This is a genomic window from Kitasatospora cinereorecta, assembly GCF_024172095.1.
GTDB lineage: Bacteria > Actinomycetota > Actinomycetes > Streptomycetales > Streptomycetaceae > Kitasatospora > Kitasatospora cinereorecta.
This window is the reverse complement of sequence record NZ_JAMZDX010000004.1, coordinates 730,920-752,531: the sequence shown is the minus strand read 5'-3', so window position 1 is coordinate 752,531 and position 21,612 is coordinate 730,920. Positions and strand designations below refer to the sequence as shown.

Here is a 21,612-nt window from a genome sequence, read left to right as displayed (position 1 = left end):
TGCCGACCATGAGAGGAGGCGCGGATGCCGGCGCAGAGCGCACAGCAACCGGTCCTGGAAGTACGCGGGATCCGCAAGGAGTTCCCGGGCGTGGTGGCACTGGACGGAGTCGACTTCCGACTCTTCCCCGGTGAGGTGCACGCGCTGATGGGCGAGAACGGCGCGGGGAAGTCCACCCTGATCAAGGTCCTCACCGGCGTCCACCCGTCGGACGGCGGCGAGGTCGTCCTGGACGGACGGCCCGTGCGGATCGCCGGCCCGCTGCAGGCGCAGCTGGCCGGGATCAGCACGGTCTACCAGGAGGTGAACCTCTGCCCGAACCTGTCGGTCGCGGAGAACATCCTCATCGGCCGCGAGCCGCGCCGGTTCGGTCTCGTCCACTGGTCCGAACTGCGGCGCCGTGCGGCCGAGTCGGTGGCCGACCTGGACCTGGACATCGACGTCTCGGCCCCGCTCGACAGCTACTCGACCGCCGTCCAGCAGCTGGTCGCAATCGTGCGGGCGGTGGAGGTATCGGCCAAGGTGCTGATCCTGGACGAGCCGACCTCCAGTCTGGACCGGGAAGAGGTGCGGCAGCTGTTCGCCGTGATGCGGCGCCTGCGGGACCAGGGCGTGGCGATCCTGTTCGTCTCGCACTTCCTGGACCAGGTCTACGAGATCTGCGACCGGATGACCGTCCTGCTGGGCGGCCGCCTGGAGGGGGAGTACCTGACCGGCGAACTCCGCCAGGTCGACCTGGTCGCCCGCATGATCGGCGGCGAACCGTCCGATCCGGGGGAGCCGTCGGACAGCGCCCGGCGCGAGCCCGCCGAAGGCGCCGACGCCCCGCCGTTCCTGCGCGCCGACGGCCTGGCCCGCAGCGGCGCGATCGAGCCGTACGACCTGACCATCCGGTCGGGCGAAGTCGTCGGACTGGCCGGCCTGCTGGGGTCGGGGCGGACGGAAGCCGCCCGGCTGCTGTTCGGCGCCGACCACAGCACCCGGGGTTCGGTGCGGATCGAGGGCGCGGAGGTTTCGCTGCGCACCCCGCGGACCGCGATCTCCCACGGTATCGCCTTCTGCCCGGAGGACCGAAAGACCGAGGGCCTGATCGGCGAGCTGACGGTGCGGGAGAACATCGTCCTCGCCCTCCAGGCCGCCCGGGGATGGACACGGCCGCTCTCCGGTACCCGGCAGGACGAGATCGCCCTGCATTGGATCCGGGCCCTGGGCATCCGTCCCGGCAATCCCGAGGCCCTGGTGCGCAACCTCAGCGGCGGAAACCAGCAGAAGGTGCTCCTGGCCCGCTGGTTGATCACCGACCCCAAGCTGCTGATCCTGGACGAGCCGACCCGCGGCATCGATGTCGGTGCCAAGGCCGAGATCCAGAAGCTGGTCGCCGACCTGGCCGGTGACGGCATGTCGGTGCTGTTCATCTCGGCCGAGCTGGAGGAGGTGCTGCGGCTGTGCCACCGGGTCGGTGTGCTTCGGGACCGGCGGCTGGTGGCCGAGCTGCCCAACGACGGCTCACTCACTCCCGAGAGCATCATGGCGACGATCGCAAGCGGAGCCCAGTCATGACCAAGCACCGCCTTTTCTGGCCGGCCGTCGTCCTCGCGGTCCTCCTGCTGGCCAACCTGGCGTTCACCCCGGACTTCTTCGCGATCCGGATCAAGGACGGGCACCTGTACGGGAGCCTGATCGACATCCTGCACTTCGGTGCGCCGCTCGTCCTGGTCGCCCTGGGCATGACCCTGGTGATCGCCACCGGCGGCATCGACCTGTCGGTCGGCTCGACCGTCGCCATCGCCGGCGCACTGGCCTGCCTGCACATCAGCGAGGCGGCGGACCCGGCGAGTCCGGGCACCGTCGTCGCCTCGGTCGCGATCGCGCTGGCCGTGGCCCTGGTGCTGGGTGTGGCCAACGGCGTGCTGGTGGCCAGGGTCGGCGTCCAGCCGATCATCGCCACCCTGATCCTCATGGTGGCCGGTCGGGGCGTCGCCCAACTGGTGACGGGCGGCCAGATCATCACCGTCACGAGCGGTCCGTACCGGCTGATCGGCGGCGGTTACTGGCTCGCCGTGCCGTTCGCGGTCCTGCTCGCCGTCGTGGTCGTCCTGCTGACCGCGCTGCTGACCCGGCGGACGGCCCTCGGGCTGCTGTTGGAATCGGTGGGCGGGAACCCGGTGGCCAGTCGGCTGGTCGGCATCCGCGCGTCGGGTCTGATCGCCCTGGTCTACGTCTTCAGCGCGCTCTGCGCGGCCGTCGCCGGGCTGATGATCAGCTCCAACGTCTCCAGTGCGGACGGCAACAACGCCGGGCTCTGGATCGAGCTGGACGCCATCCTGGCGGTGGTGGTCGGCGGCACCTCGCTGACCGGCGGGCGGTTCTCGCTCGGCGGTACGGTGCTCGGCGCGCTGATCATCCAGGCCCTGTCCACGACCATCTACACCATCGGCATCCCGCCGGAGACCACCCTGGTCTTCAAGGCCTTCGTGGTGATCACGGTGTGCCTCATCCAGTCGCCCGCCTTCCGCGCGAAGGCCGTCCGCCGTAGGTCGTCGGCCACGCGCTCCGCGCGGCCCCGACCGCTGAAGACCGAGGAGGCGGAGGCATGACCTCGAACCCCATGGCCGGCGCCGTCCGGCGCGGGCGTCAGTACGTCCCGCTGCTGGTCACGTCGGTCCTGCTGGTCCTGATGTTCAGCGTCGGCTCGGTCCAGTACGACGGCTTCCTCTCCGGGCAGGTGCTGCTCAACCTGCTGATCGACAACGCCTTCCTGCTCGTGGTCGCGGTCGGGATGACCTTCGTGGTGCTGACCGGGGGGATCGACCTGTCGGTCGGCGCGGTGGTGGCACTGTCCACCATGCTCTCGGCCTGGCTGGTGGAGCGGCACGGCTGGCCGCCGTTGCTGGTGATCCCGCTGGTACTGGTGGTCGGAACGGTGGCCGGTTTCGTGATGGGGTGGGTGATCCACTCCTTCGAGATCCAGCCGTTCATCGTGACGCTCGCCGGCATGTTCCTGGCCCGGGGGCTCTGCTACACCATCAGCATCGACTCGATCTCGATCACCGACCCGACCTACACCGCCTTCGCGCAGACGCGGATCCCGCTGCCCGGAGACCTGTTCGTCTCGCCGAGCGTGCTGGTCGCGGTGGGAGTGGTGGCGGTCGCCTTCGTGGTGCTGCACCACACCCGGCTCGGGCGGAACGTCTACGCGCTCGGCGGCAGTGAGCAGTCCGCGCTGCTGATGGGGCTTCCCGTCGCCCGGACGAAGATCGCGGTCTACGCGGTCAGCGGATTCTGCTCGTCGCTCGGCGGTGTGCTGCTGACCTTCTACATGCTCTCGGGCTACGGATTGCACGCCGTGGGCCTCGAACTGGACGCGATCGCCGCGGTGGTGATCGGCGGGACGCTGTTGACGGGCGGTTCCGGCTACCTGCTGGGGACCGTGCTGGGAGTGCTGGTGCTGGGCCTGATCCAGACCCTCATCAGCTTCCAGGGCACCCTCAGCTCCTGGTGGACCAGGATCGTGATCGGCGGCCTGCTGTTCGTCTTCATCCTGCTCCAGCGCCTGATCGTCGGGCGCCGGAAGGTGTGAGGGGCCGCTCCCGGCAGACTGAAGGTTCGGGCGCTCCCGCTGGTCTTGACAGGCAACGGCGCCCACGTCGACCTCACCCAACTGCTGCGCACCCCTGCCGCCCGGGCCCGGGACCGGATCGCTGTGACCTACGTGTGGCCGCCGCTGCAGCAGATCATCGAGAGGCGATGCACGTGGCAGCCCTGCTGACGGGTGGTCGACGAAGATCGTGTACTGGTCCTATTCTGGCGCGATGTCTGAGAGCACAGCGCCGACTCTGATCTTCGTCATCGGCCCGGCCGCGGTCGGGAAGACGACCCGCCCGGCAGGCTGACCGCGCGGTGGACAGCCCGCTGCCGCGGTGTGGCTGGTCGGGCCTGGCTGCTGTCCGCGGCCAGGAGCCCGGGCCGGCCCGCTGCCGGTGGCGGTTCGCGGCTGCCGTCCCGCGGCCGTGCGGGAGGACACCCGCCGTGGTGCCGCGGGAGGCACCCTACGAGAGGTACCGGGCCAAGGCGCCAGCGACGGCGGCGGTGAGGGTAAGGACGGCGGCGAACGTGGTGGCGGCGCGCATGAGAGCCGCGGGGTGGGTGGCGCCGTCGAGGCGGGCAAGCACGCCCGCGGCCGCCGAGGCCAGGAGCGCCAACACTACGACCACGCCGATGGTGAGCAGGACGGCGGCGATGGGTCACAGTGATCTCCCGCGGCCGGCCGACTCCCTGGCTCGCGAGGGGCTGACCAAGACCCAACTCGCGGCCCGGACGGGACTGTCCCGGGCCGGCGTCCAGGCAGCCTTCCAGCACAGTGGGCCACCTCCGTCGGCCGCGACGATCGTGAAGCCGGCCCGCGCGCTGCGCCTGCCGGAGGACGAGCTGGTGGCGCTGCTGCGGACCGCAGTGCCCGGCCCGCTGGTGGTGCCGGAGCCAGGCCTGGGCAGGCCGATCCGCGAGTGGGACCCGCACCTCTGGAGGTCCATCCCGCCGGGGGCGTCACTGCCGGGTCGGGCGGGTGCTGTCCGGCTACGTGTCCCACGCCCGCGACCGCGTCCTCGCCGATGCGGTCCGCGAGGCGACCGGAGGTCAGAGCCCGATGCTGGTCCTGGTCGGGTCCTCCTCGACGAGCAAGACCCGTGCGTGTTGGCAGGCCGTTCAGCCGCTTGCCACTGCCGGCTGGCGGCTGTGGCATCCGTACGACCCGACCCGACCCGACCCGGGTTGAGGCCGCGTTCGCCGCCGTGCAAGGCGTCCTGCCCCGCACGGTCCCCGCGGCCCTCCGCACCCTGCCCACCGAGCCAGACCATGCGCCGGTCCTGATCCTGGGGACGGGCGGCCACGGCGGTGGTGGATGACTCGGTTTCCCATGGCGCGCCACTTGAGCGGTTCCTGTACCCGGATTCTGAGGGGCTGATGGGCGGGGCGGTGGAGTGCCGCTGATTTCGTCGTTCCGTGCAGCGTGCCCCGAAGACCGCCGGAGCGGGTCCGCTGGGCAGCTCAGTGTTCCGACCTGCCGGAATTGGAGTGACGTTGTTCGCCGTCTGCGCCGGTGCCGGATACGGTTGGCGCGCCAGCCAGCGACCGGGGCTGCCGCGGGCGAGCCCGTGCGCAGCCGCTCCGGTTCCGTCTGCATCGCATCTGCCAGTGGAGCTTTCAGGGTGGACGCGGCGGCCGGTCGAGGGATATCGAGCCGACGAGGGGTCGCGCCGGTTGCTGACCGCGGAGTGTTGCTCGATGTCATCAATGTGCCTGGTGGGGTGGCGTGTTGACCGCGGGGCGCCTGCGGGGCGGCGGGGCGAAGGGCGAGGTTTCCGGGAAGCGGGATGGAAATATCCGCCGCGGAACGCATCGGCCTGCTAGAGTTGCACGTAGTTGCAGTAGTGGTTCCCATGAACTTTGTGTGCGCCTGCTGATGTGTCGCGGGCGCATTTTGCTTCCCGGCTCTTCCCCGAATGGGTCATCATCGCGGCACTCGAAGCCCGCACGGTCCGGGCTTCGGACAGCCCCTTGAAGGAGATTTACTTATGGCTAATGGCACTGTGAAGTGGTTCAACGCGGAAAAGGGCTTCGGCTTCATCGAGCAGGAGGGTGGCGGCCCCGACGTCTTCGCCCACTACTCGAACATCAACGCCAACGGCTTCCGCGAGCTGCTCGAGGGCCAGAAGGTCGAGTTCGACGTCACGCAGGGCCAGAAGGGCCCGCAGGCCGAGAACATTCGTCCGCTGTAGTTCCCGCTGCCACGGCACCCGCCCAGCAGCGAGGGGCCCGCACCGCGTACACGCTCGGTGCGGGCCCCTCGGCCTTGTGCCACGACGCACGTCCCCGGCCGTTCAGGCCCCCTGGCTCCGCCACCGGCGGCCATTCCCACGCGAGACGCCCGGCGCCGCGTCCGGATCGCCGCCCTGCCGTGACATCCCACGGTTCGAGGTTCTTCGCTTCCGCCCCTTGCCGGTGAGCGTCGACCGCAGGTGACGTGCCGCACGGTTCCACCGTCCACGCCCCGCCTGTCACACTTCCGGCCCGTTCCCTTGCGGTCTCCGCCCGGCGCCCCCGCGCTGCGGAGCCTTCCTCGTGACGTGCCGCCCTGAGGAAGGTTTCCCGCATGAACCGCTCCAGTCGCCTCGCGCTCCAGAGCTCCAACTCCCGCTCCGCCGCGGGCTCCCGCTCCGGCGGCGGCTCCCGCTCCGGCGGCGGCTCCTTCTACGGTGACCGGCCCGTCGGCGGCCGGAGCTCCTCCGGCCGCCGCGCCCGTCAGGGATCCTCCGTGCAGGGCGAGTTCGCGATGCCGGTGAGCACAACCCCGGCGCTGCCGGCCGTCGAGTCCTTCGGCGAGCTGGACATGCCGAAGGCGCTGCTGACGACCCTGACCCGGCAGGGTGTCACCTCGCCGTTCCCGATCCAGGCCGCGACGCTGCCGAACTCGCTGGCCGGCCGAGACGTGCTGGGCCGGGGGCGCACCGGCTCCGGCAAGACCCTCGCGTTCGGCCTCGCCGTGCTGGCCCGCACCGTCGGCCGGAAGGCCGAGCCCGGCCGACCGCTGGCGCTCGTCCTGGTCCCCACCCGCGAACTGGCCCAGCAGGTCACCGACGCCCTCACCCCGTACGCCCACGCGGTGCGCCTGCGCCTGGCCACGGTGGTCGGCGGGATGTCGATCGGCCGCCAGGCCCAGACGCTGAACCGCGGCGTCGAGGTCGTGGTCGCCACCCCCGGACGGCTCGCGGACCTGGTCCAGCGCGGTGACTGCAGGCTGGACGGGGTGGGCGTCACGGTGCTGGACGAGGCCGACCAGATGGCCGACGTGGGTTTCCTGCCGCAGGTCATCGCACTCCTCGACCAGGTCGCCGAAGGCTGCCAGACGATGCTGTTCTCCGCCACCCTGGACCGCAACGTCGACCGCCTGGTCCGCCGCTTCCTGAAGGACCCGGTCACGCACTCGGTGGACCCGTCCGCGGGCGCGGTCAGCACGATGGAGCACCACGTGCTGTATGTGCAGAGCTCCGACAAGGCCGCCACGATCGCGCACATCGCCTCCCGCGAGGGCGGAGTAATCATGTTCACCGACACCAAGTCCGGCGCCGACCGCCTGGTACGGGGCCTGCTCGCCAACGGGGTGAAGGCCGCGGCCCTGCACGGCGGCAAGTCCCAGCCGCAGCGCACCCGCACCCTGGAGCAGTTCCGTACCGGCCAGGTCACCGCGCTGATCGCCACCAACGTCGCCGCCCGCGGCATCCACGTCGACGGCCTCGACCTGGTCGTCAACCTGGACCCGCCCACCGACCACAAGGACTACCTGCACCGCGGCGGACGCACCGCCCGGGCCGGCGAGTCCGGCACGGTCGTCACCCTGGTCCTGCCCGAACAGCGCCGCGAGATGGCCCGGATGATGACCACCGCCGCCATCACCCCCGTCACCACCCGCGTCAGCGCCGGCGACGAGGACCTGGCCCGCATCACCGGCGCCCGCGTGCCCACCGGCATCCCCACCGTGATCGCCGACCCGGTCGTCGAACGCCCGCGCCGCAGCCCCTCCACGAGCCGCAACCGGCGCCGCCGAGCCCCCCGCACCGCCCGCGCCACACAGACCGTCGCCGGCTCCCGCAACGCAGCGCCCGAGCGCACTGCCCTCGCCGCGTAGGACACCGAAGGGGTCGGACCGCGACACGGTCCCCACCCGAACGTCCCGGCCGCCGACGCCCGGCTCCCACCAACCACAGCCCCACCGCAATCCGCGAGCCAGTGTCGGCCGGCCCCGGCGGACGCCGTCAGCCTGCCTCCACCAGTGCCCGGATCGCCGCCACCACCGGCGGCAATGACCCGAAGGACCACGCCCATGACCATCAGCCTCGAACGCCCCGCGACCACCACCACGGTCGGCGACCTCATGAAACACCCGGAACTGCAGATCAGCGACGACGTCACCGCCGACACCGCGATGGACATCCTGCACAGCTCCGGCATGGACCACGTCCTGGTCCGCGCCGACGACGGCCGCTGCGCCGGGCTGCTGACCCGTCTTCACCTCGCGCCGTTCCAGGCCCGGTCCTGGTACACCGAACGCACCCCGGTCAGCGACATCGCCCTCGACCGCGCCCCGTTCGCCACCGCCGACATGCCGGCCACCGACGCGTTCGCCGCCATGCGCGCCCGCGGGTTGAACACGTGGCCGGTGGTGGACCACGACGGCCACGCCATCGGCCTCCTCGACTTCTAGGAACCGGCCGCAGGCACCAACGAGCCGATACCCACCCGCCCCGCAGAGCATCTACCGTCGGCGGCCGGGCGAAGACCGAGGTCGGGCGCGACCCGCGGGAGTGCGGCACTCCACCCGTGTTTCAGCAGCCGCTCCTCCTCTCCGCGGTGTTCTGGTCGAGGTCGCCCACGGCGTCGAGCACGTTGTGGTCCGGTCCCGGCCTGGGCCGCACGGTGAGGGCGGGGGCGGGGCGGACTGGGCGGGGACGGCCACTTCCCACTCCGCACGCCCCGGTGCCGGTGTCCTCCCCGCGGTAGCGCCCGGTGGGCCCGGCGGACCACACAGGGCCCACGGCATGGTTCGCCCGGCCGGGACACGCAGCTCAGTCCCTGCACTCGGCCCTCTCGCAGCAGCTGGCGGGCAGGCGCCGCTGCGTCGGGTTACGCGGGCGCGGTCCGGTGGCCAGGAGAAAGTCGGTGGGCCGGCCCGCTGCGGGCGGTGCCGTCCTGCTCCGGGCCGATCGGGCAGGTCCGTGTTCACCAGCTCCTCCAGGGTCTGCTCCGGGGCGGCGCCGGTCTCCTGCGCTCGCTCCAGGGCGCGCTGGCGGTGCGCCTCCCCGAGCCAGGTCCGAGCAGCGGCTTCGGCCTATGGGGTGTCCAGCGGATGGCCGATGAGGGCGTCCTCCGCCCGCCTGAGCTCGACTGCCGCGCTGCCACCGCCGGCTCCGCATTCGTAGACGGTCGCGAGCACTCGCTGCAGGACGGCCATCCCAGGACACTGGTCATTTCACGCTCTACGGGTCGTCGTCCCGCCCCCCGAGGCCCGGTTGTCGCCCTGTCGCGGCAGTCGATGACCCGGACGGCAGCGGATAGCAGAACGCGTCCTCCCCTGTCCGGCGGACAGCCTCTGCCAGGCCCTGCGAGCTGGTGTTCCGTCAACTATGCCGCAGAACAGCGTAATCCCCGTTCTCGGCCGCCCGGCCCGCCTGCACGGCTACGCTGGCGCCGACCGATGGACGTCAGGTATTTCGGGGAGGGGCGATGGTGTTCTTCGACGGCCGACGGAGCCGGACGGCGGGTCTGGCAGGTCTGGCGGCACTGGGTGTGCTGGCGCTGGCGGGCTGCTCGTCCGCAGGCGGCGGGAGCGCGGACGGCGCGTCGCCGAGCGTGGGCACGTCGGTGCGGGTTCCCTCGCCCACCCCGGCCACCGCCACCCTCGCCGTCACCGCCGCCCCGTCCGCGCCCGCGGCGGCGGCCCGCCCGACCGACCCTTGCTCGGTACTGACGAACGCCCAGGTCTCGGCAGCGATGGGCGGCACGTCCCCACTGCTCGCCGAGGGGCCGTCGAAGGATCAACCCTGGGCCTGCACCTGGGGCTCGCGGCGCTCCTACGTGGCGCTTCGCTCGGTCGACGACGTGTCCTTCGCCCAGCTCACCACGAATCCGGTCCTCAGGGCCGCCCCCGTCCCGGGCATCGGCGACAGCGCCGTCCTGCTCACCCGCGCCGAGAACGGCAGCCAACCGGAACTGCTGTTCACCCTCGGCACCGCCCACTACGGCATCGAGGCCGTCGCCGACCGCAGTGAGACCGGCGCCGTCAACGCGCCGGCCGAGTCCGCCGCCGAACAGGCCCTGGCTCGCCTGGCCGCGGCGAACCTGCACGGGTGACGCAGCCGCTTCGAACCGTCCGACGGACCATCAGCCACGGGTCGTTTCCCAGGAGGCGGGACATGGCAAGGAGTTCGTGCAGGTCACGGACTCGGAATCGGGGTGCTGGGTGAAGGCGTTCACGCCGGCCTGGTAGGCCGCGGTCCATTCGGGCGGATTCGATGCGTTCGCGGTCGGCGCGGGTGACCTCGTTCTGCCGGTGGCCTTCGACCTCCAGCCTGACGGCGCCGGCCGACGTGGCCGGCGCCCGGGACAAGCGGTTGCCGTTGGCGGCGGCCGGCGACAGTCTTGCCAGCCGTCCGGCGCTACGTGAACAGTGGCGGCCGAGAGCGGCTGTGGGTTACGGGCCGGGGACAGTCACGTAGTTGAGCGATGGGCCTGCTTTGGCCGGCCTGTGGTCCGAAGCGCGTTTCTCGCGTCCGCCCCGCGTCGGTGCTGTCAGCAGCCATCCGGCCTGCAGCGGTCAGCGCAGCGTCGGCAAGCCGATGACGCGCGCACCGCGGGGCGCGCCGGCGGCCAACTTCTCCCCGTCGGACTCGGTCGCAGCCAGGACGGTGATCCCGGCCAGCTGCTCCCACTGGAGAAGGGAGGGCTTGGGGCGCAGCAGCGCGACCACGGGCCCATCAGCGTGGCCGGCGCACAGCGGGATGCCTCCCGCCCAGCGCTGGTCGTAGTCCTCGTGCCCGAAGCGAGAACCCACGCGCTCGCCGCCTCCCGCATCCGTCGGCGCTCGTCCGCGGGCACCGACAGTCGCCAGGACCGGACCATGACCCGGTGCGGGTCGCGCAGCAGGTGGCGCGATGCCTGCGTCGTGCCGCGCCAGCCCTCGCCCGGCCGGAGCTGGCGCACCATCGCCTGGACCCGCTGCCCGTCGAGTTTTCGCTGAAGTCCCTCCCATTCGGCGGCGTCCGCGGCGTAGCGGGGGGCGGTCCAGGCGGCCGGCCATAACGTGCGGCCGTCGAGCCGCTGAGGGCGGCCGAAGCGGTGTCCGACGACGCGGTCCGCCAGGACCCAGGCCACGAAGTCCCGCAGCGTGGCGTTGGCCGGGAGCCAGTTCGGCAGGTCGAAGCGGGCCAGCCCGCCCACGACCTTCCATGGAGTGCCATCGGTGCCCGGAGGGGCCGCGAGGACCGAGGGAACGGTACCCAGCCACGGCCGGGAGCGGACCCCCACCCAGCACACTCGCACGCCGTCCTCGGCGAACCGGCCGGTGCGTGCCCGTATGTCGTCCGGGGTAATCGGTGACAGCTGCGCCTCCCACGCCATGCGGCGGCCGCCGTCCGGGGAGGCGGCCATCACATCGGCCCGCCAGGCGCCGTCCGGGGCACGGACCTCCAGTTCGGCGAACCACCCGCCGGCACGTACAGCCTGGGCGAGCTCCAGTTTCAGCAGGTGGTGCTCCATGCTCTCCTGCGCCAGGGCACACCGTGGAGCCCCGGCGTCGTGGGCGAAGAACCGCAGCCCGCCGGAGGAGACCTTCGGGTGCACGCCGTGCCCGCACTCCGGGCAGGCGAGCGGCACCCGGGGCCGTGCGCGGTGGATCGCCGGCCACTCCCAGTCGCACCCGAGATCGTCCTGGCTGGCGTCCAGCCGACCCTGCTCGGCGTGCAACGCGGTGAAGCCCATCTCTCTCCCCCCATCGGCCCGGACACCTCCCGAACCGCCTTCCCTCTCACCTGCAAAGACCTTCCCACCCGCATAGCCGGCCACCCGCTGCAGGTGCACCGAATCCTGTGGCAGTCCACCGAGTGCCCCGCGAACCTCCCGCGCGGGCGCCCGGGCAGACTTTGCGCCAGCGTTGAGCGGACCTGAATACTGCTCCCATGAGAGCGGAAATGGTGACGAAGGTCGAGATCGCGCAGCCGGGGCCGAGCCGGCTCGAAAACGGTCGCGGATGGTATCGGCAAGTGCAAGGCGTACTCGAAATCCTCGACCCGGAGTTCGATCCGGTCCGGCAGTACGACCTCGGAGAGCATATCTCGTCCTTCGCCGTCAGCCCGGATCTCTCCCGCGTCGTCGTCGGCGGGAAGGACCACATACGCCTCGTCGACGAGCACGGCAACGTCCTCTGGTCCGTACAGCACGCACCCTGGGGAACGGGGTACTCCTATTCGGGATCCTGCGAATTCTCGGCGGACGGGAAAACGATCTGGGCCACTGTCCCCGAAACCGAACTCGACTCCGACGAGGAGGACGGACTGTGGGAGGACGACGAAGTGGCTGCGGCGTCCAGCGGTGGCTGGAGCGCGCCCGAGGGCTGGGGCGACCAGTGGTGGGTGATGGACGCCACGAGCGGGAGGATCATCGGGCGTAAGTGGCTCGGGTGCGAGGCCACGGGCTCGGCGACACTGCGCCATCCGGACCAGGTGCACATGGGCCTGAGTGTCGGCGAGGGGCAGGACGGCTCACGAATCTACTGGGGCAGCCTCGACGAAGGCTCCCTGCACGTGGCCACCACGGGTGACGTATCGCGTGCTCTGGCCGACGTTCATCCCGACGGTTCCGCCTACCTGACCCTCCCGCGCGACTCGGACGGGCTCACGATCCACGACTTTTCCAGCAGGGCGGTCATCGCGCACCGGCCGAACAGGGAATTTCTCGAAAGTGGAGAGTGGCCGCTCCACGCCCGGTATCTCGACGGAGAAACTGTTCTGCTGGAGACGGTCGACGGGAAATGGAACTGCGCGCGCCATCTCGTCTTCGATGCCCGCAGTCTTGAATACCTGGGAGAGGTCACGTATCCAACCGGCATCAGCTGCGCGGCATTTCATTCCGTCCACGCCGGCACGTGGGCAACGGGCGATGCCAGTGGTCTTTATCAGTGGCGACTGGACGTATAGCCTCGCGCGCAGCCCCGGCGAGGCTGCCTGTCGTGGCGGCTTCGTCGGGGCTGCTGGGGCGGTCGGCTGTCCGGGCGCGGGGGCCGTCAGCGGGCGGCCGAGGTGATCACTGACCGAGGATCATCTGGGTGCCGTCGGAGCCGACCGCGATCGCCTTGACGCCCGCGTCGCTCTCCTTCGTCCAGCCGTAGAGGCCGATGCTGCTCTTGGCCAACACCACGCCGTCGTCGTCCAGGATCATCTGGACGCCGCCACCGGTCGCCTGGGCGGTCTCCAACGGGTCACTCTCCTTCGTCCAGCCGTAGAGGCCGATGCTGTTCTTCGCGAGGACGGCGTTGTTGTTGGCAGTGAACGAGCCGCCCCCGTACGTGTGGTTCTGGCCGTCGATCTCGTTGGCGATGATGCTGATCGAGTAGGTGCCGTTCGTCAGGTTCGTGGTGTCGAAGGCGTACGGGTAGTTCTGCGCGCCGCCGCCCGCCCGCACCTCGGTGTGGTAGCCGCCCGGACCGTCGATCACGTAGTCGAGCCAGGCACCGCACGGGCCTCGTTCTGTCTCCGGACCGGCGACCGGCCCGGTGCGCGGAGGGCGCTGGCGGCGGCCCACACGGCGGCGCTACGGACTCGGGACCTGCCCATCCTGGCCGTGGTGGCCGTGCACACGGCCGCGCTCGCCGACGCACGCGCACTGCGCCACCAGGCCGCGTTCCGCCTCGGCGCCGCCTCCCGACTGCGCGGTACGCACGACCGCACGGACCCGCAGGTGCGCGACCTTACCCGCAACGGGCGGGACGCACTGGGCGTGGACGCCTTCGCCGCGGCGTACGACGAAGGCTGGCGGCTGGACCGCGCGACGGCCGCGACCGAGGTCGACCCCGCCCGGATGCCCGGTGACCAGCAGGTGCACTGACCGACCGGCGGCGCGCGCCGTCCTCGCCGGATGCGCTCACGAGGAGATCGCCGCCCACCTCCTGCCCCCCGGCGCCCCCGAACGGACGGGGCGTCAGCGCAGTCCGCCGGAGGCGAGGATGACATCCCCGGTGATCCAACGCGCGTCGTCGGAAGCCAGGAAGGCCACCAGCGGGCCGTAGTCGTCCGGGGTGCCCGTTCGGCCCAGCGGGGTGTCGGCGATCGCCTGTGCCTCCTGGGCCGAGCCGGGGAATCCCATGGCCCTGGTGCCCTCGGTGTCCGACGGCCCCGGCATGATCGCGTTGACCCGGATGCCGCGCGGGCCCAGCTCCTTGGCCGCGACGACGGTGAACGCGTTGACAGCGCTCTTGGACGCGACATAGAGCGAGGCGTACGGCGGATGGGTGAGCGTGCCGGCCGTCGAGACGTTGATGATCGACGCGGCGCCGATGTCGTCCTGCGCGGCCAGGGCCTGCGTCGTGAGGATCGTACCCAGCAGGTTCGTGGTCATCTCACGCTGGAACTCCTCTTCCGTGATACCCGACAGCGGCGCGAAGGCGGCGACGGCCGCGTTGTTCACGAGCACGTCGACGGGTCCGTACTCCTCCCGCGCCCGCTCGAACAGCCGGCGCACGTCGTCCCCGTGGGCGACGTCCGCCCGAACCGCGATCGCCCGGCCACCGTTGGCGGTGATGCCCGCGACGACCCGCTCGGCGCCTTCCGCATCCTCCCGGTAATTCACCACGACGGCCGCGCCGGTCCCGGCCAGTGCCGCGGCGATCCCCGCACCCAGGCCCTTCGACGCGCCCGTGACGATGGCCGTACGTGCATGACTGCTGCTCACAGTGACTCCTCGAACGTTGGTGCTTGCGGGAGTTACCGTAAGAAACCTCATTTCTCCGGGGAAGTACGTACTTTTTTGTAAGCTCCTGCCGTGATGGAAACTCAGCAGGTCGAGACGGCCGCCCGGCTCCTGGCCCACGACACTTTCGACAGCAAGTGCGTGCTCAGGCCGATCATGGACCAGACGACAAGCCGTTGGGCGACACTGATCATCTCCGCCCTCATCGCCGGCCCGCACCGCTTCGCGCAGCTGCACCAACGCGTCGGTGGCATCAGTCAGAAGATGCTGTCGCAGAACCTCAAGGCACTGGTTCGGGCCGGGCTCGTCGACCGCCACGTCGCGCCCACCAACCCGCCCCAGGTCACCTACAGCCTGACGGAACTCGGTGCCGGCCTGGCCGGCCCGCTGACCGAACTCATCCAGTGGTTCGGCCGGCACGGGGACGAACTCCTCGCCGCCCAGGCGCACTACGACAGCCGGCAGGCGTCACCGCACGCGTAAGAGGCGGACCCGGCCGTCGGCAGCCGAGCCGCCTCGCCCGGGGCGGCGGCCGACAGGAATCCCGGCCCGATCTCGCCGTTGGGGCGAAAACCCTAGGCGGGCCGACCCGGATCGTCGGTCAGAGCGGCCGCGGTCAACGTGAGGTGCCGGACCAGGATCTCGGCCGCGGTGTCGGCGTCGCGGGCCAGCGCCGCCTCCTCCAGCCTGCGGTGTTCCTCGGCGCCGTTCCGGTCCAAAGTGCGCTGCGCCGACCAGCGGCGGGCCAGCTCACTCGCGGTCCACAGCCGGTCGAAGGTCTCCAGCAGTGCGCGGTTGTCGCACCCCTCCAGCAAGGTGCGGTGGAAGGTCCTGTGGGCCTCGGCCCAGGGGCGGTGTAGTGCTCGCCCTCCTCCGGCGCGTACGGCGGAGTGCGAACCAGGCGATGGTGGGAGGCGCGCACCCGGGCCTCCCAGTCGACGTCGCCGCCCTCGATCGACATGCATAGTACGACCGGTTTAATGGTTCGGCGGGCCTCCGCGATCTCCTGCCAGCGGCGGTCGGAGAAGGACGGGACCGCGAAACCGCGGTTGGGCAGCCGGTCGGCGAGCCCCTCGCCGAAACCTCAGCCCGCGGGCGGTGCGGGCCATGGCGGGCGTGTGGGAAGCCGCGCCGCCCGAGCGGTGGCAGGCCGCCCGCTTCCTGGCCGCCGGACGGGCGATGCGGCGCGCCGACGTCCATCTCACCGACGACGACCGCGCCGAGGCGCGCTCGCTGATCGACCGGGTCGTCGCCGATGCCGACTTCGCCGGAAAGGTGCTGGCCGCCGCGAACGCCTCGGTGGAGCTTCCCACCGATCCGCTCGTCGCACTCTGGCAGCAGATCACGGTGGTGCGCGAGTGGCGCGGTGACGCCCACCTCGTCGTACTCGCCGACAACGGCCTCGGGCCGTGCGACTGCCTCGTCCTGCACGCCGCGACCGGCCGCCTCCCGACAGCTCTCGCGCGAGCGACCCGTCAGTGGGACGACGAGGAGTGGAACGCGGCGACGGCTCGCCTCGTCGCGCGCGGCTGGCTCGACGCCATCGGTGTGATCACCGACGCCGGCAGCGCGGCACGCGAACGCATCGAAGTGGAAACGGACGAGCACTGCGCCGTGCTGTGGGCGCCGATCGGCACCTCAGGTGCCCGGCGCTTCGCCTCGCTCATCGCGCCGATCACCAACGCGTTCACCGCAGCGGGGGCGCTTCAGGCTGTTCGTTGACGGTCCGATCCTGCCTGCTCAGGCGGCCCGGAGGCGTTCCAGGGCGTCGGGCGCGAGGCCGACCCGGACCAGGGCGGCGGCCAGCCGGGCGTGGTCCTCCGGCGCGACCAGCTCGCCCAGGCCGCGGGAGGTGTGCGGCAGGCCGAGATCCTGCGCCGTCGCCCGGGCCCGGTCGTCGAAGTACGGGCGCAGGTCCGGCCACACCGCCTGGACCTCGCGGCAGAAGATGCCCGCGCCGACCGGGCCGATCCGCGGCACCTCCCGCAGCAGCCCGCGCAGCGCGTCCACGTCGCCGCCGGCCTCCTCGCGCAGCGCCCGCAGGTCGCCGTGCCAGCGGTCGAGGACCAGCTGCGCGCCCTCGCCGAGGGCGGTCGCGGTGCTCTCGTCGTAGCGGACGTAGTGGGCCCGGCCGAGGGCGTCCACCCGGTCCTGCCAGGCGGAGGCGGCCATCGCGCGCGGCGTCCGGTACCCCGCCGCGAACAGTTCCCGGGCCGCCGCGGTGGCCGTCCCGGCCCTGATCCGGATCGAGCACAGCACGGTGAGTACCAGCAGCCGGTACAGCGGCGCGGGCTGGTCGCGCAGCGTGATGCCGGCCTCGTCGGCGTACGTCCGGCCGTGGTCGGCGAGCAGCCGGGACGTGAGAGTGTCGGTGTCGGCGGCCATCGGCGTACCACCTCGCTTCCGCGTGCAGGCCCGTACGTGGCACTTGCCCGGAATCGGCGGGTGCACGCCGATGGCCGCCCGGTGTTCCTACCGCCGGTCCGGCCGGCCGGTGCGGGACCGGCGCTGCCGGCGCCGGTCGGCCGGGGTGGCCGGGTCGAGGGCGGGTACGCGGTGGGGTTGCCCGTCGGCGTCGACCGCGACGAACACCAGGTGGGCGGTGGCGACCCGGGTGACCGGGCCGGTGAGGTTCCAGCGTTCCGCGGTGACGACCACACCGACGTCCATCGAGGTCCGCCCGGCGTGGTCGACCCGGGCCCGGACGGTGAGCAGGTCGCCGGCCCGGACCGGGGCCAGGAAGGTCATCTCCTCGACCGAGACCGTGACGGCCGGTACACCGGCGTGCCGGCCGGCCGCGGCCGCCGCCGCGTCGTCGATGAGCTTCATGACCACGCCGCCGTGGACGGTGCCGTACAGGTTGGTGTCGTGCTCGCTCATGATGTGGGCGAGCGTGACGGCGGAGTCGGCCGGGGTGCGGGTGAGTTCGGCGGGGGCGGTCACCGGTCGGCGTCCGGTCGATGGGCGTCCGGTTCGGCGCTCAGCTCCGCGCGGAGGGTGCGGGCGGCGGCGGTGAGGTGTTCGAGGGCAGGCCGGACTTCGTCCCAGCGGCGGGTCTTCAGCCCGCAGTCGGGGTTGACCCACAGCCGTTCGGCCGGCAGTCGGCCCAGCGCCGAGCGCAGCAGCTCGGCGATCTCGTCGGTGCCGGGCACCTGCGGGGCGTGGATGTCGTACACGCCCGGCCCGACCGCGCGCGGATACCCGGCGGCGGCGAGCTCGCCCGCGACGGCCATCCGCGAGCGGGCGGCCTCCAGGGAGATCACGTCGGCGTCCAACTCCTCGATGGCGGTGAGGATGTCGCCGAACTCGGCGTAGCACATGTGGGTGTGGATCTGGGTGTCGGCGCGGACCCCGCCGGTGGTCAGCCGGAACGCCTCGGTCGCCCAGGCGAGGTACGCGGCGTGGGCGCCGCGGCGCAGCGGCAGGGTCTCGCGCAGGGCTGGCTCGTCGACCTGGACGACGGCGGCGCCTGCCGCCTCCAGGTCGCAGACCTCGTCGCGCAGCGCGAGGGCGACCTGCCGGGCGGTGTCGGCGAGGGGCTGGTCGTCGCGGACGAAGGACCAGGCGAGCATGGTGACCGGTCCGGTGAGCATCCCCTTCACCGGACGCTCGGTCAGGTCCCGGGCGCAGCGGTACTCGTCGACCGTCATCGGCGCCGGCCGGTGCACGTCACCGGCCAGGACCGGCGGCCGCACGTACCGGGTGCCGTACGACTGCACCCAGCCGTGCCGGGTGGCCAGGTACCCGGTGAGCCTTGTGGCCTACTGGATCGCGCGCAGCGTGTGGTTCCGGAAGTGCTGGACCAACGCCGAGGTGCTCGCTCCGGGAAGCCAGCGCAGCGGACGCGGCTGGGCCGGCGCTGTCTGGTTCGTCCCGCTGGTGAACGTCTGGCTGCCCCGCCGGATCATGCTGGACATCGGGCGAGCGAGCGGCTTGACGGACGAACGGCTTGTGAACCTGTGGTGGGGAGCGGGCGTCCTCACCTTCCTCGCCGGCGCGGCCTCGATGTTCCGGGGCGTCCACCTGGGCGCCGTCCTCGTCGCCTGCGCCCTCACCCTTGTCCGGGCGTCAGCCCTCGTCCGGGTGATCGGCCAGGTCACCGCCGCCCAGGCCGAGGCCCTGGACCTCCCCCCCGGTCTCCGAACTCGGCGATCGACCTGTCACCGCCCAGCGGGCATGACGACCAGCGGGCCCGTCGGAGTCGCGGTCTCAGTTCGGGTCGGCCGTCAGGTGCCGGGTGATGGCGTCGGCCAGCTGGTCGAACGTACGGTTCAGGACCGACCGCCGTTCCTCCTTGAAGCGCGGCGAGGGACCCAGACCGTCGACGGTCCGCTCCCAGACGGCCATGAACGTCCGCTGCCACTCCTTGACCACCCCGGCCTCCGGCAGGCTCTCGGCGCCGTAGCCGGCCTGGACCAGCACGTGCAGCAACTCCAGGTTGCACGGCACGGCAACGCCCCAGTACTCGTCGGGCTCGAGGTCGACGGGATCGCCCGCCATCGCCTCGGCGACCTCGGTGACGAGCCGGTCGACGACGATCGACAGGTGATCCAATGCCGTGTCGCTCTCGAAGTTTCCGCTGCCCCAGGTGCCCACAGGATCTCCTCCGACGGTGGTGCTGTGCGTACGGGCCATGGAACCAGGCCGCTACGACACGGCTGTCCGCGTCCGCCCTGATTTCGGTTATCCGGGCGGGTCCGGTGGATCTCCTGAGTGGCGCGGTCGGAACCGGCTCCGCGCGCTCGTACGGTCGAAAGGGCTCACTGTGACCAACCGCTGGATGGGGCACCGCTTCCTGCTCGCCTGCTCGCTCGTGGTGGCGGTCGGCGCGATCGCGCTGCTCGCACTGGGGACGCGGAGCTCGTCGGCGGACCCGGAGCACACCATGCCCGCCATGGCGGGCATGGACCACGGGGGGACGGCCACGCCCGGGGTGGCGTCCCCCGGGCCGGGCGGCATGCCGGGCATGGCCGGCATGGCGGTCGGGGACGGCCTCACCGCCGAGCGGGACGGCTACCGCCTGGACTCCCGCGTCGGCGACCTCCCCGCCGGGCAGGCGGTCGGCTACCCGTTCACCGTCATCGGCCCGGACGGACGCCCGGTCACCGACTTCGCCGACGCCCAGACCAGGAAGCTGCACTTCTACGCGATCCGATCCGACCTCACCGGCTACCAGCACCTCCACCCCGTGATGGCCGCCGACGGCACCTGGACCGCCGACCTGGCCGCCCTGGAGCCGGGCGACTGGCGGCTGTACGCCTCGTTCACCCCGAGCGGCGGCCCCGGCCGCAACCGCGAGTTCGTCCTCAGCCGGACGGTGACCGTCCCCGGCCCGGCCACGGCGCAGCCGCTGCCCGCCGCCACCGGCAGCGCCACCGTCGACGGGTACACGGTCACCGTCCAGGGCGACCTGACCGCCGGCACGGCCGGCCCGCTCACCGTGACCGTCAGCCGGGACGGGCGACCGGTCACCGATCTCCAGCCGTACCTGGACAGTTACGCCCACCTCAGCGCCTTCCACCAGGACGACCTGGCGCTGGCCCACCTCCACCCGATCACCCGGCTCGACGGCGACCACGGCGGGCCGACGCTGACCTTCTACGCGCTGCTCGGCAAGCCCGGGAACTGGCGCGTGTACCTCCAGTTCCAGACCGCCGGGCAGCTGCACACGGCGGCCCTCACCCTGCACGTCGGCTGACGCCGGTCCGTCCCCCTCGGACGGCCGGAAAAATGCCGACGGCCCGTCGCGGCCGCTCGCTAGCATGTGCGCATGTCTGGCAACGGTGTGATCGACGTCCTGCTGATCGACGCGGAGGACGGCCAACCGTTCGGCCGCTCCGAGATGCCCTCCGAGCTCCTTCCCGAGTCCTTCGCACCGGCCACCCGGCTCGACCTCGGCGACTCCCGGTGGGAGGTCGTGGCGGCGCAGCCGGCCGAGCGGGACGCGTACCTGGCCGCCGGGCAGCTGGTGCTGACGCTCCGCCGCCTGCGGACGGTCGACCCGCAGGAGATCGCCTACACCCTGCCGACCCTCTGCGCCGAGCTGCCGCCGCTGACGCCGCCGGACGGCACCCAGGACGACCTGGTGATCCACGAGGACGAGTGGCGGCAGGCCGAGCTGGTGGAGCGGGCCCAACTCGCTGCCGTCGAGACGGAACTGCACGAGATCCGACAGATCTTCGAGCACCACTCCGCGTCGGCGGGAGAGGGCGACACCGCCATTCGGGTCTTCGACAACCTGCACCTCCGTCAGGGCCCGGCCGATCCGCTGACCGGCGCCCTCACCCGGCAGCGACTGCTCGAACTGCTCCCTTCCGACCGGGTGTTCGCGGGCGTGGCCCTGCGGGACGGGCAGGGCCGGGTGGCCGACTCCTTCGCCGCCCAGGTCGGGCCGGTCGCGGTCTACGGCCGCTGCGCGGGCGACCGGGTCACCGTGCTGGGCGTGACCCCGGCCGGGCGGGCGTCGACGGACGAGGTGCCCGGACTGGCCGCGGTGATGGCGGAGTTCGACCTGCTGCTGGTCGACTGGTGCTCGGTCCGCTGCGAGGACGCCCGCCGGTGAGTCCGGTCGGTCTGATCTTCGGGTCCTTCATGTGCCTGATGGCGATCCCGATGACGCGGGAGACCTATCGGGTGCACGTGATCCGCAGCCGCGGCGTCCGTACGTCCGGCTGGGTCGACCACGTCCGCACCGACACCGACGGGGACGGCGACCTCCAGCACTTCCCGGTGGTCCGCTTCGAACTCCCGGACGGCACCGAGGTGGAAGCCGAGAGCGCCACCGGGATGCCGCGTTCCTGCACGCTCGATCCGGGAGACCCGGTGGAGCTCGCGTACCACCCCAGCCGGCCGGAGAGCATCGTCATCTTCGGCTTCGACACGATCGCCAATGTGTGGGTCTACGGCCTCTGCACCCTCACATTCGGCGGGTTCGGCTCGTGGCTCCTGTACCTCGGGCTCACCTCGCACTGACGGCGCCTCCAACTCTCTTCACTGTTTTCAATTTTGAGGATTCGTTACCGCCAGCTCCCTTCACGCCGACCGTGCCGACCGGAAGGCTGCCACTGCCCGCCGCGGCGCGCGACCGGCGCCCGGCCA

21 protein-coding genes and 4 pseudogenes are annotated in these 21,612 nt (G+C 71.8%); 16 read left to right on the top strand and 9 right to left on the bottom strand.

What is annotated here, in order from left to right:
• Positions 1-24: 24 nt before the first annotated feature.
• Genes FHR36_RS23650 through FHR36_RS23635 form a run of 4 tightly spaced genes read left to right on the top strand, consistent with a single transcriptional unit; the run spans position 25 to position 3,769 of the window.
• Positions 25-1,560 (top strand): sugar ABC transporter ATP-binding protein, encoded by a 1,536-nt coding sequence (locus tag FHR36_RS23650; RefSeq protein WP_253800171.1) that lies wholly within the window; start codon positions 25-27, stop codon positions 1,558-1,560.
• Positions 1,557-2,597, top strand: coding sequence for an ABC transporter permease (locus tag FHR36_RS23645; RefSeq protein ID WP_253800170.1), 1,041 nt, complete (start codon positions 1,557-1,559; stop codon positions 2,595-2,597). Before FHR36_RS23650 ends, FHR36_RS23645 begins: the two co-directional genes overlap by 4 nt.
• Entirely contained in the window at positions 2,594-3,580 is a 987-nt protein-coding gene (yjfF, locus tag FHR36_RS23640; protein WP_253800169.1) for a galactofuranose ABC transporter, permease protein YjfF, read from the top strand. The genes FHR36_RS23645 and yjfF overlap by 4 nt, the downstream gene beginning before the upstream one ends.
• Before the next feature lie 45 nt (positions 3,581-3,625).
• The gene (locus tag FHR36_RS23635) at positions 3,626-3,769 is read left to right on the top strand and encodes a hypothetical protein (protein ID WP_253800168.1); all 144 of its coding nucleotides are present in this window, start codon (positions 3,626-3,628) and stop codon (positions 3,767-3,769) included.
• Positions 3,770-4,049: 280 nt separating this feature from the next.
• Here FHR36_RS23635 and FHR36_RS23630 read toward each other — a convergent pair whose 3' ends face one another.
• A complete protein-coding gene (locus tag FHR36_RS23630) occupies positions 4,050-4,214 on the bottom strand; it encodes a hypothetical protein (protein ID WP_253800167.1) in 165 nt (54 codons plus the stop codon).
• 1,359 nt (positions 4,215-5,573) lie between these two features.
• Here FHR36_RS23630 and FHR36_RS23625 point away from each other — a divergent pair.
• The 4 genes from FHR36_RS23625 to FHR36_RS23610 all read left to right on the top strand — a co-directional run bounded on the left by FHR36_RS23625 (position 5,574) and on the right by FHR36_RS23610 (position 9,906).
• Positions 5,574-5,777 carry a cold-shock protein gene (locus FHR36_RS23625; RefSeq protein ID WP_030918248.1) on the top strand — a complete coding sequence of 68 codons (204 nt, stop codon included), beginning with the start codon at positions 5,574-5,576 and terminating at the stop codon, positions 5,775-5,777.
• Positions 5,778-6,151: 374 nt separating this feature from the next.
• Positions 6,152-7,684, top strand: a complete 1,533-nt coding sequence (locus FHR36_RS23620; protein ID WP_253800166.1) for a DEAD/DEAH box helicase — start codon at positions 6,152-6,154, stop codon at positions 7,682-7,684.
• A gap of 195 nt (positions 7,685-7,879) precedes the next feature.
• Complete coding sequence (locus tag FHR36_RS23615) at positions 7,880-8,260, top strand: CBS domain-containing protein (RefSeq protein ID WP_253800165.1); 381 nt, start codon at positions 7,880-7,882, stop codon at positions 8,258-8,260.
• 1,019 nt (positions 8,261-9,279) lie between these two features.
• The gene (locus FHR36_RS23610) at positions 9,280-9,906 is read left to right on the top strand and encodes a DUF3558 family protein (protein ID WP_253800164.1); all 627 of its coding nucleotides are present in this window, start codon (positions 9,280-9,282) and stop codon (positions 9,904-9,906) included.
• A gap of 438 nt (positions 9,907-10,344) precedes the next feature.
• Here FHR36_RS23610 and FHR36_RS23605 read toward each other — a convergent pair whose 3' ends face one another.
• Complete coding sequence (locus tag FHR36_RS23605) at positions 10,345-11,532, bottom strand: competence protein CoiA family protein (protein ID WP_253800163.1); 1,188 nt, start codon at positions 11,530-11,532, stop codon at positions 10,345-10,347.
• A 197-nt stretch (positions 11,533-11,729) separates the two neighbouring features.
• On the opposite strand from FHR36_RS23605, the gene FHR36_RS23600 reads away from it, so the two are divergent.
• Positions 11,730-12,746 (top strand): hypothetical protein, encoded by a 1,017-nt coding sequence (locus tag FHR36_RS23600; protein ID WP_253800162.1) that lies wholly within the window; start codon positions 11,730-11,732, stop codon positions 12,744-12,746.
• Positions 12,747-12,852: 106 nt separating this feature from the next.
• Here FHR36_RS23600 and FHR36_RS23595 read toward each other — a convergent pair whose 3' ends face one another.
• Positions 12,853-13,263, bottom strand: a complete 411-nt coding sequence (locus FHR36_RS23595; RefSeq protein ID WP_253800161.1) for a hypothetical protein — start codon at positions 13,261-13,263, stop codon at positions 12,853-12,855.
• Positions 13,264-13,392: 129 nt separating this feature from the next.
• On the opposite strand from FHR36_RS23595, the gene FHR36_RS23590 reads away from it, so the two are divergent.
• Positions 13,393-13,653 carry a hypothetical protein gene (locus FHR36_RS23590; protein WP_253800160.1) on the top strand — a complete coding sequence of 87 codons (261 nt, stop codon included), beginning with the start codon at positions 13,393-13,395 and terminating at the stop codon, positions 13,651-13,653.
• A gap of 93 nt (positions 13,654-13,746) precedes the next feature.
• On the opposite strand, the gene FHR36_RS23585 is transcribed toward FHR36_RS23590, so the two are convergent.
• Positions 13,747-14,496, bottom strand: coding sequence for an SDR family oxidoreductase (locus tag FHR36_RS23585; protein WP_253800159.1), 750 nt, complete (start codon positions 14,494-14,496; stop codon positions 13,747-13,749).
• Between the two features lie 93 nt (positions 14,497-14,589).
• On the opposite strand from FHR36_RS23585, the gene FHR36_RS23580 reads away from it, so the two are divergent.
• Positions 14,590-14,997, top strand: a complete 408-nt coding sequence (locus FHR36_RS23580) for a winged helix-turn-helix transcriptional regulator (RefSeq protein ID WP_253800705.1) — start codon at positions 14,590-14,592, stop codon at positions 14,995-14,997.
• Between the two features lie 92 nt (positions 14,998-15,089).
• Here the strand turns inward: FHR36_RS23580 and FHR36_RS23575 are convergent.
• Positions 15,090-15,592, bottom strand: a pseudogene (locus tag FHR36_RS23575) (GntR family transcriptional regulator); the annotation flags it as partial.
• A 2-nt stretch (positions 15,593-15,594) separates the two neighbouring features.
• Here FHR36_RS23575 and FHR36_RS23570 point away from each other — a divergent pair.
• Positions 15,595-16,236 (top strand): annotated as a pseudogene (locus FHR36_RS23570) (SCO6745 family protein); the annotation flags it as partial.
• Between the two features lie 18 nt (positions 16,237-16,254).
• Here FHR36_RS23570 and FHR36_RS23565 read toward each other — a convergent pair.
• From FHR36_RS23565 to FHR36_RS23555, 3 genes and pseudogenes are all read right to left on the bottom strand, one after another.
• Positions 16,255-16,899 (bottom strand): endonuclease, encoded by a 645-nt coding sequence (locus FHR36_RS23565; RefSeq protein ID WP_253800158.1) that lies wholly within the window; start codon positions 16,897-16,899, stop codon positions 16,255-16,257.
• Between the two features lie 87 nt (positions 16,900-16,986).
• Entirely contained in the window at positions 16,987-17,457 is a 471-nt protein-coding gene (locus tag FHR36_RS23560) for an acyl-CoA thioesterase (RefSeq protein WP_253800157.1), read from the bottom strand.
• Positions 17,454-18,275: pseudogene (locus FHR36_RS23555) on the bottom strand (5-methyltetrahydropteroyltriglutamate--homocysteine S-methyltransferase); the annotation flags it as partial. The gene FHR36_RS23560 and the pseudogene FHR36_RS23555, both read right to left, overlap by 4 nt.
• On the opposite strand from FHR36_RS23555, the pseudogene FHR36_RS40360 reads away from it, so the two are divergent.
• Positions 18,217-18,558 (top strand): annotated as a pseudogene (locus FHR36_RS40360) (DUF4328 domain-containing protein); the annotation flags it as partial. The pseudogenes FHR36_RS23555 and FHR36_RS40360 overlap by 59 nt on opposite strands.
• 165 nt (positions 18,559-18,723) lie before the next feature.
• On the opposite strand, the gene FHR36_RS23550 reads toward FHR36_RS40360, so the two are convergent.
• Positions 18,724-19,110, bottom strand: coding sequence for a DUF4259 domain-containing protein (locus FHR36_RS23550; protein WP_253800156.1), 387 nt, complete (start codon positions 19,108-19,110; stop codon positions 18,724-18,726).
• Positions 19,111-19,279: 169 nt separating this feature from the next.
• Here FHR36_RS23550 and FHR36_RS23545 point away from each other — a divergent pair, with 169 nt between their 5' ends.
• The 3 genes from FHR36_RS23545 to FHR36_RS23535 all read left to right on the top strand — a co-directional run bounded on the left by FHR36_RS23545 (position 19,280) and on the right by FHR36_RS23535 (position 21,486).
• Positions 19,280-20,212: a DUF8832 domain-containing protein gene (locus tag FHR36_RS23545; RefSeq protein WP_253800155.1), complete on the top strand. Its 933-nt coding sequence runs from the start codon at positions 19,280-19,282 to the stop codon at positions 20,210-20,212.
• 72 nt (positions 20,213-20,284) lie between these two features.
• Complete coding sequence (locus FHR36_RS23540; protein WP_253800154.1) at positions 20,285-21,076, top strand: hypothetical protein; 792 nt, start codon at positions 20,285-20,287, stop codon at positions 21,074-21,076.
• Complete coding sequence (locus tag FHR36_RS23535; protein ID WP_253800153.1) at positions 21,073-21,486, top strand: DUF3592 domain-containing protein; 414 nt, start codon at positions 21,073-21,075, stop codon at positions 21,484-21,486. Before FHR36_RS23540 ends, FHR36_RS23535 begins: the two co-directional genes overlap by 4 nt.
• Positions 21,487-21,612: the final 126 nt, after the last annotated feature.

Bases quoted from the DNA above. Each gene is read 5' to 3' on its own strand.
- FHR36_RS23600 (WP_253800162.1), top strand. From the start codon at position 11,730: ATGAGAGCGGAAATGGTGACGAAGGTCGAGATCGCGCAGCCGGGGCCG.
- FHR36_RS23540 (WP_253800154.1), top strand. From the start codon at position 20,285: ATGTCTGGCAACGGTGTGATCGACGTCCTGCTGATCGACGCGGAGGAC.
- FHR36_RS23605 (WP_253800163.1), bottom strand. From the start codon at position 11,532: ATGGGCTTCACCGCGTTGCACGCCGAGCAGGGTCGGCTGGACGCCAGC.
- FHR36_RS23645 (WP_253800170.1), top strand. From the start codon at position 1,557: ATGACCAAGCACCGCCTTTTCTGGCCGGCCGTCGTCCTCGCGGTCCTC.
- FHR36_RS23580 (WP_253800705.1), top strand. From the start codon at position 14,590: ATGGAAACTCAGCAGGTCGAGACGGCCGCCCGGCTCCTGGCCCACGAC.
- FHR36_RS23565 (WP_253800158.1), bottom strand. From the start codon at position 16,899: ATGGCCGCCGACACCGACACTCTCACGTCCCGGCTGCTCGCCGACCAC.
- FHR36_RS23610 (WP_253800164.1), top strand. From the start codon at position 9,280: ATGGTGTTCTTCGACGGCCGACGGAGCCGGACGGCGGGTCTGGCAGGT.
- yjfF (WP_253800169.1), top strand. From the start codon at position 2,594: ATGACCTCGAACCCCATGGCCGGCGCCGTCCGGCGCGGGCGTCAGTAC.
- FHR36_RS23615 (WP_253800165.1), top strand. From the start codon at position 7,880: ATGACCATCAGCCTCGAACGCCCCGCGACCACCACCACGGTCGGCGAC.
- FHR36_RS23650 (WP_253800171.1), top strand. From the start codon at position 25: ATGCCGGCGCAGAGCGCACAGCAACCGGTCCTGGAAGTACGCGGGATC.
- FHR36_RS23625 (WP_030918248.1), top strand. From the start codon at position 5,574: ATGGCTAATGGCACTGTGAAGTGGTTCAACGCGGAAAAGGGCTTCGGC.
- FHR36_RS23620 (WP_253800166.1), top strand. From the start codon at position 6,152: ATGAACCGCTCCAGTCGCCTCGCGCTCCAGAGCTCCAACTCCCGCTCC.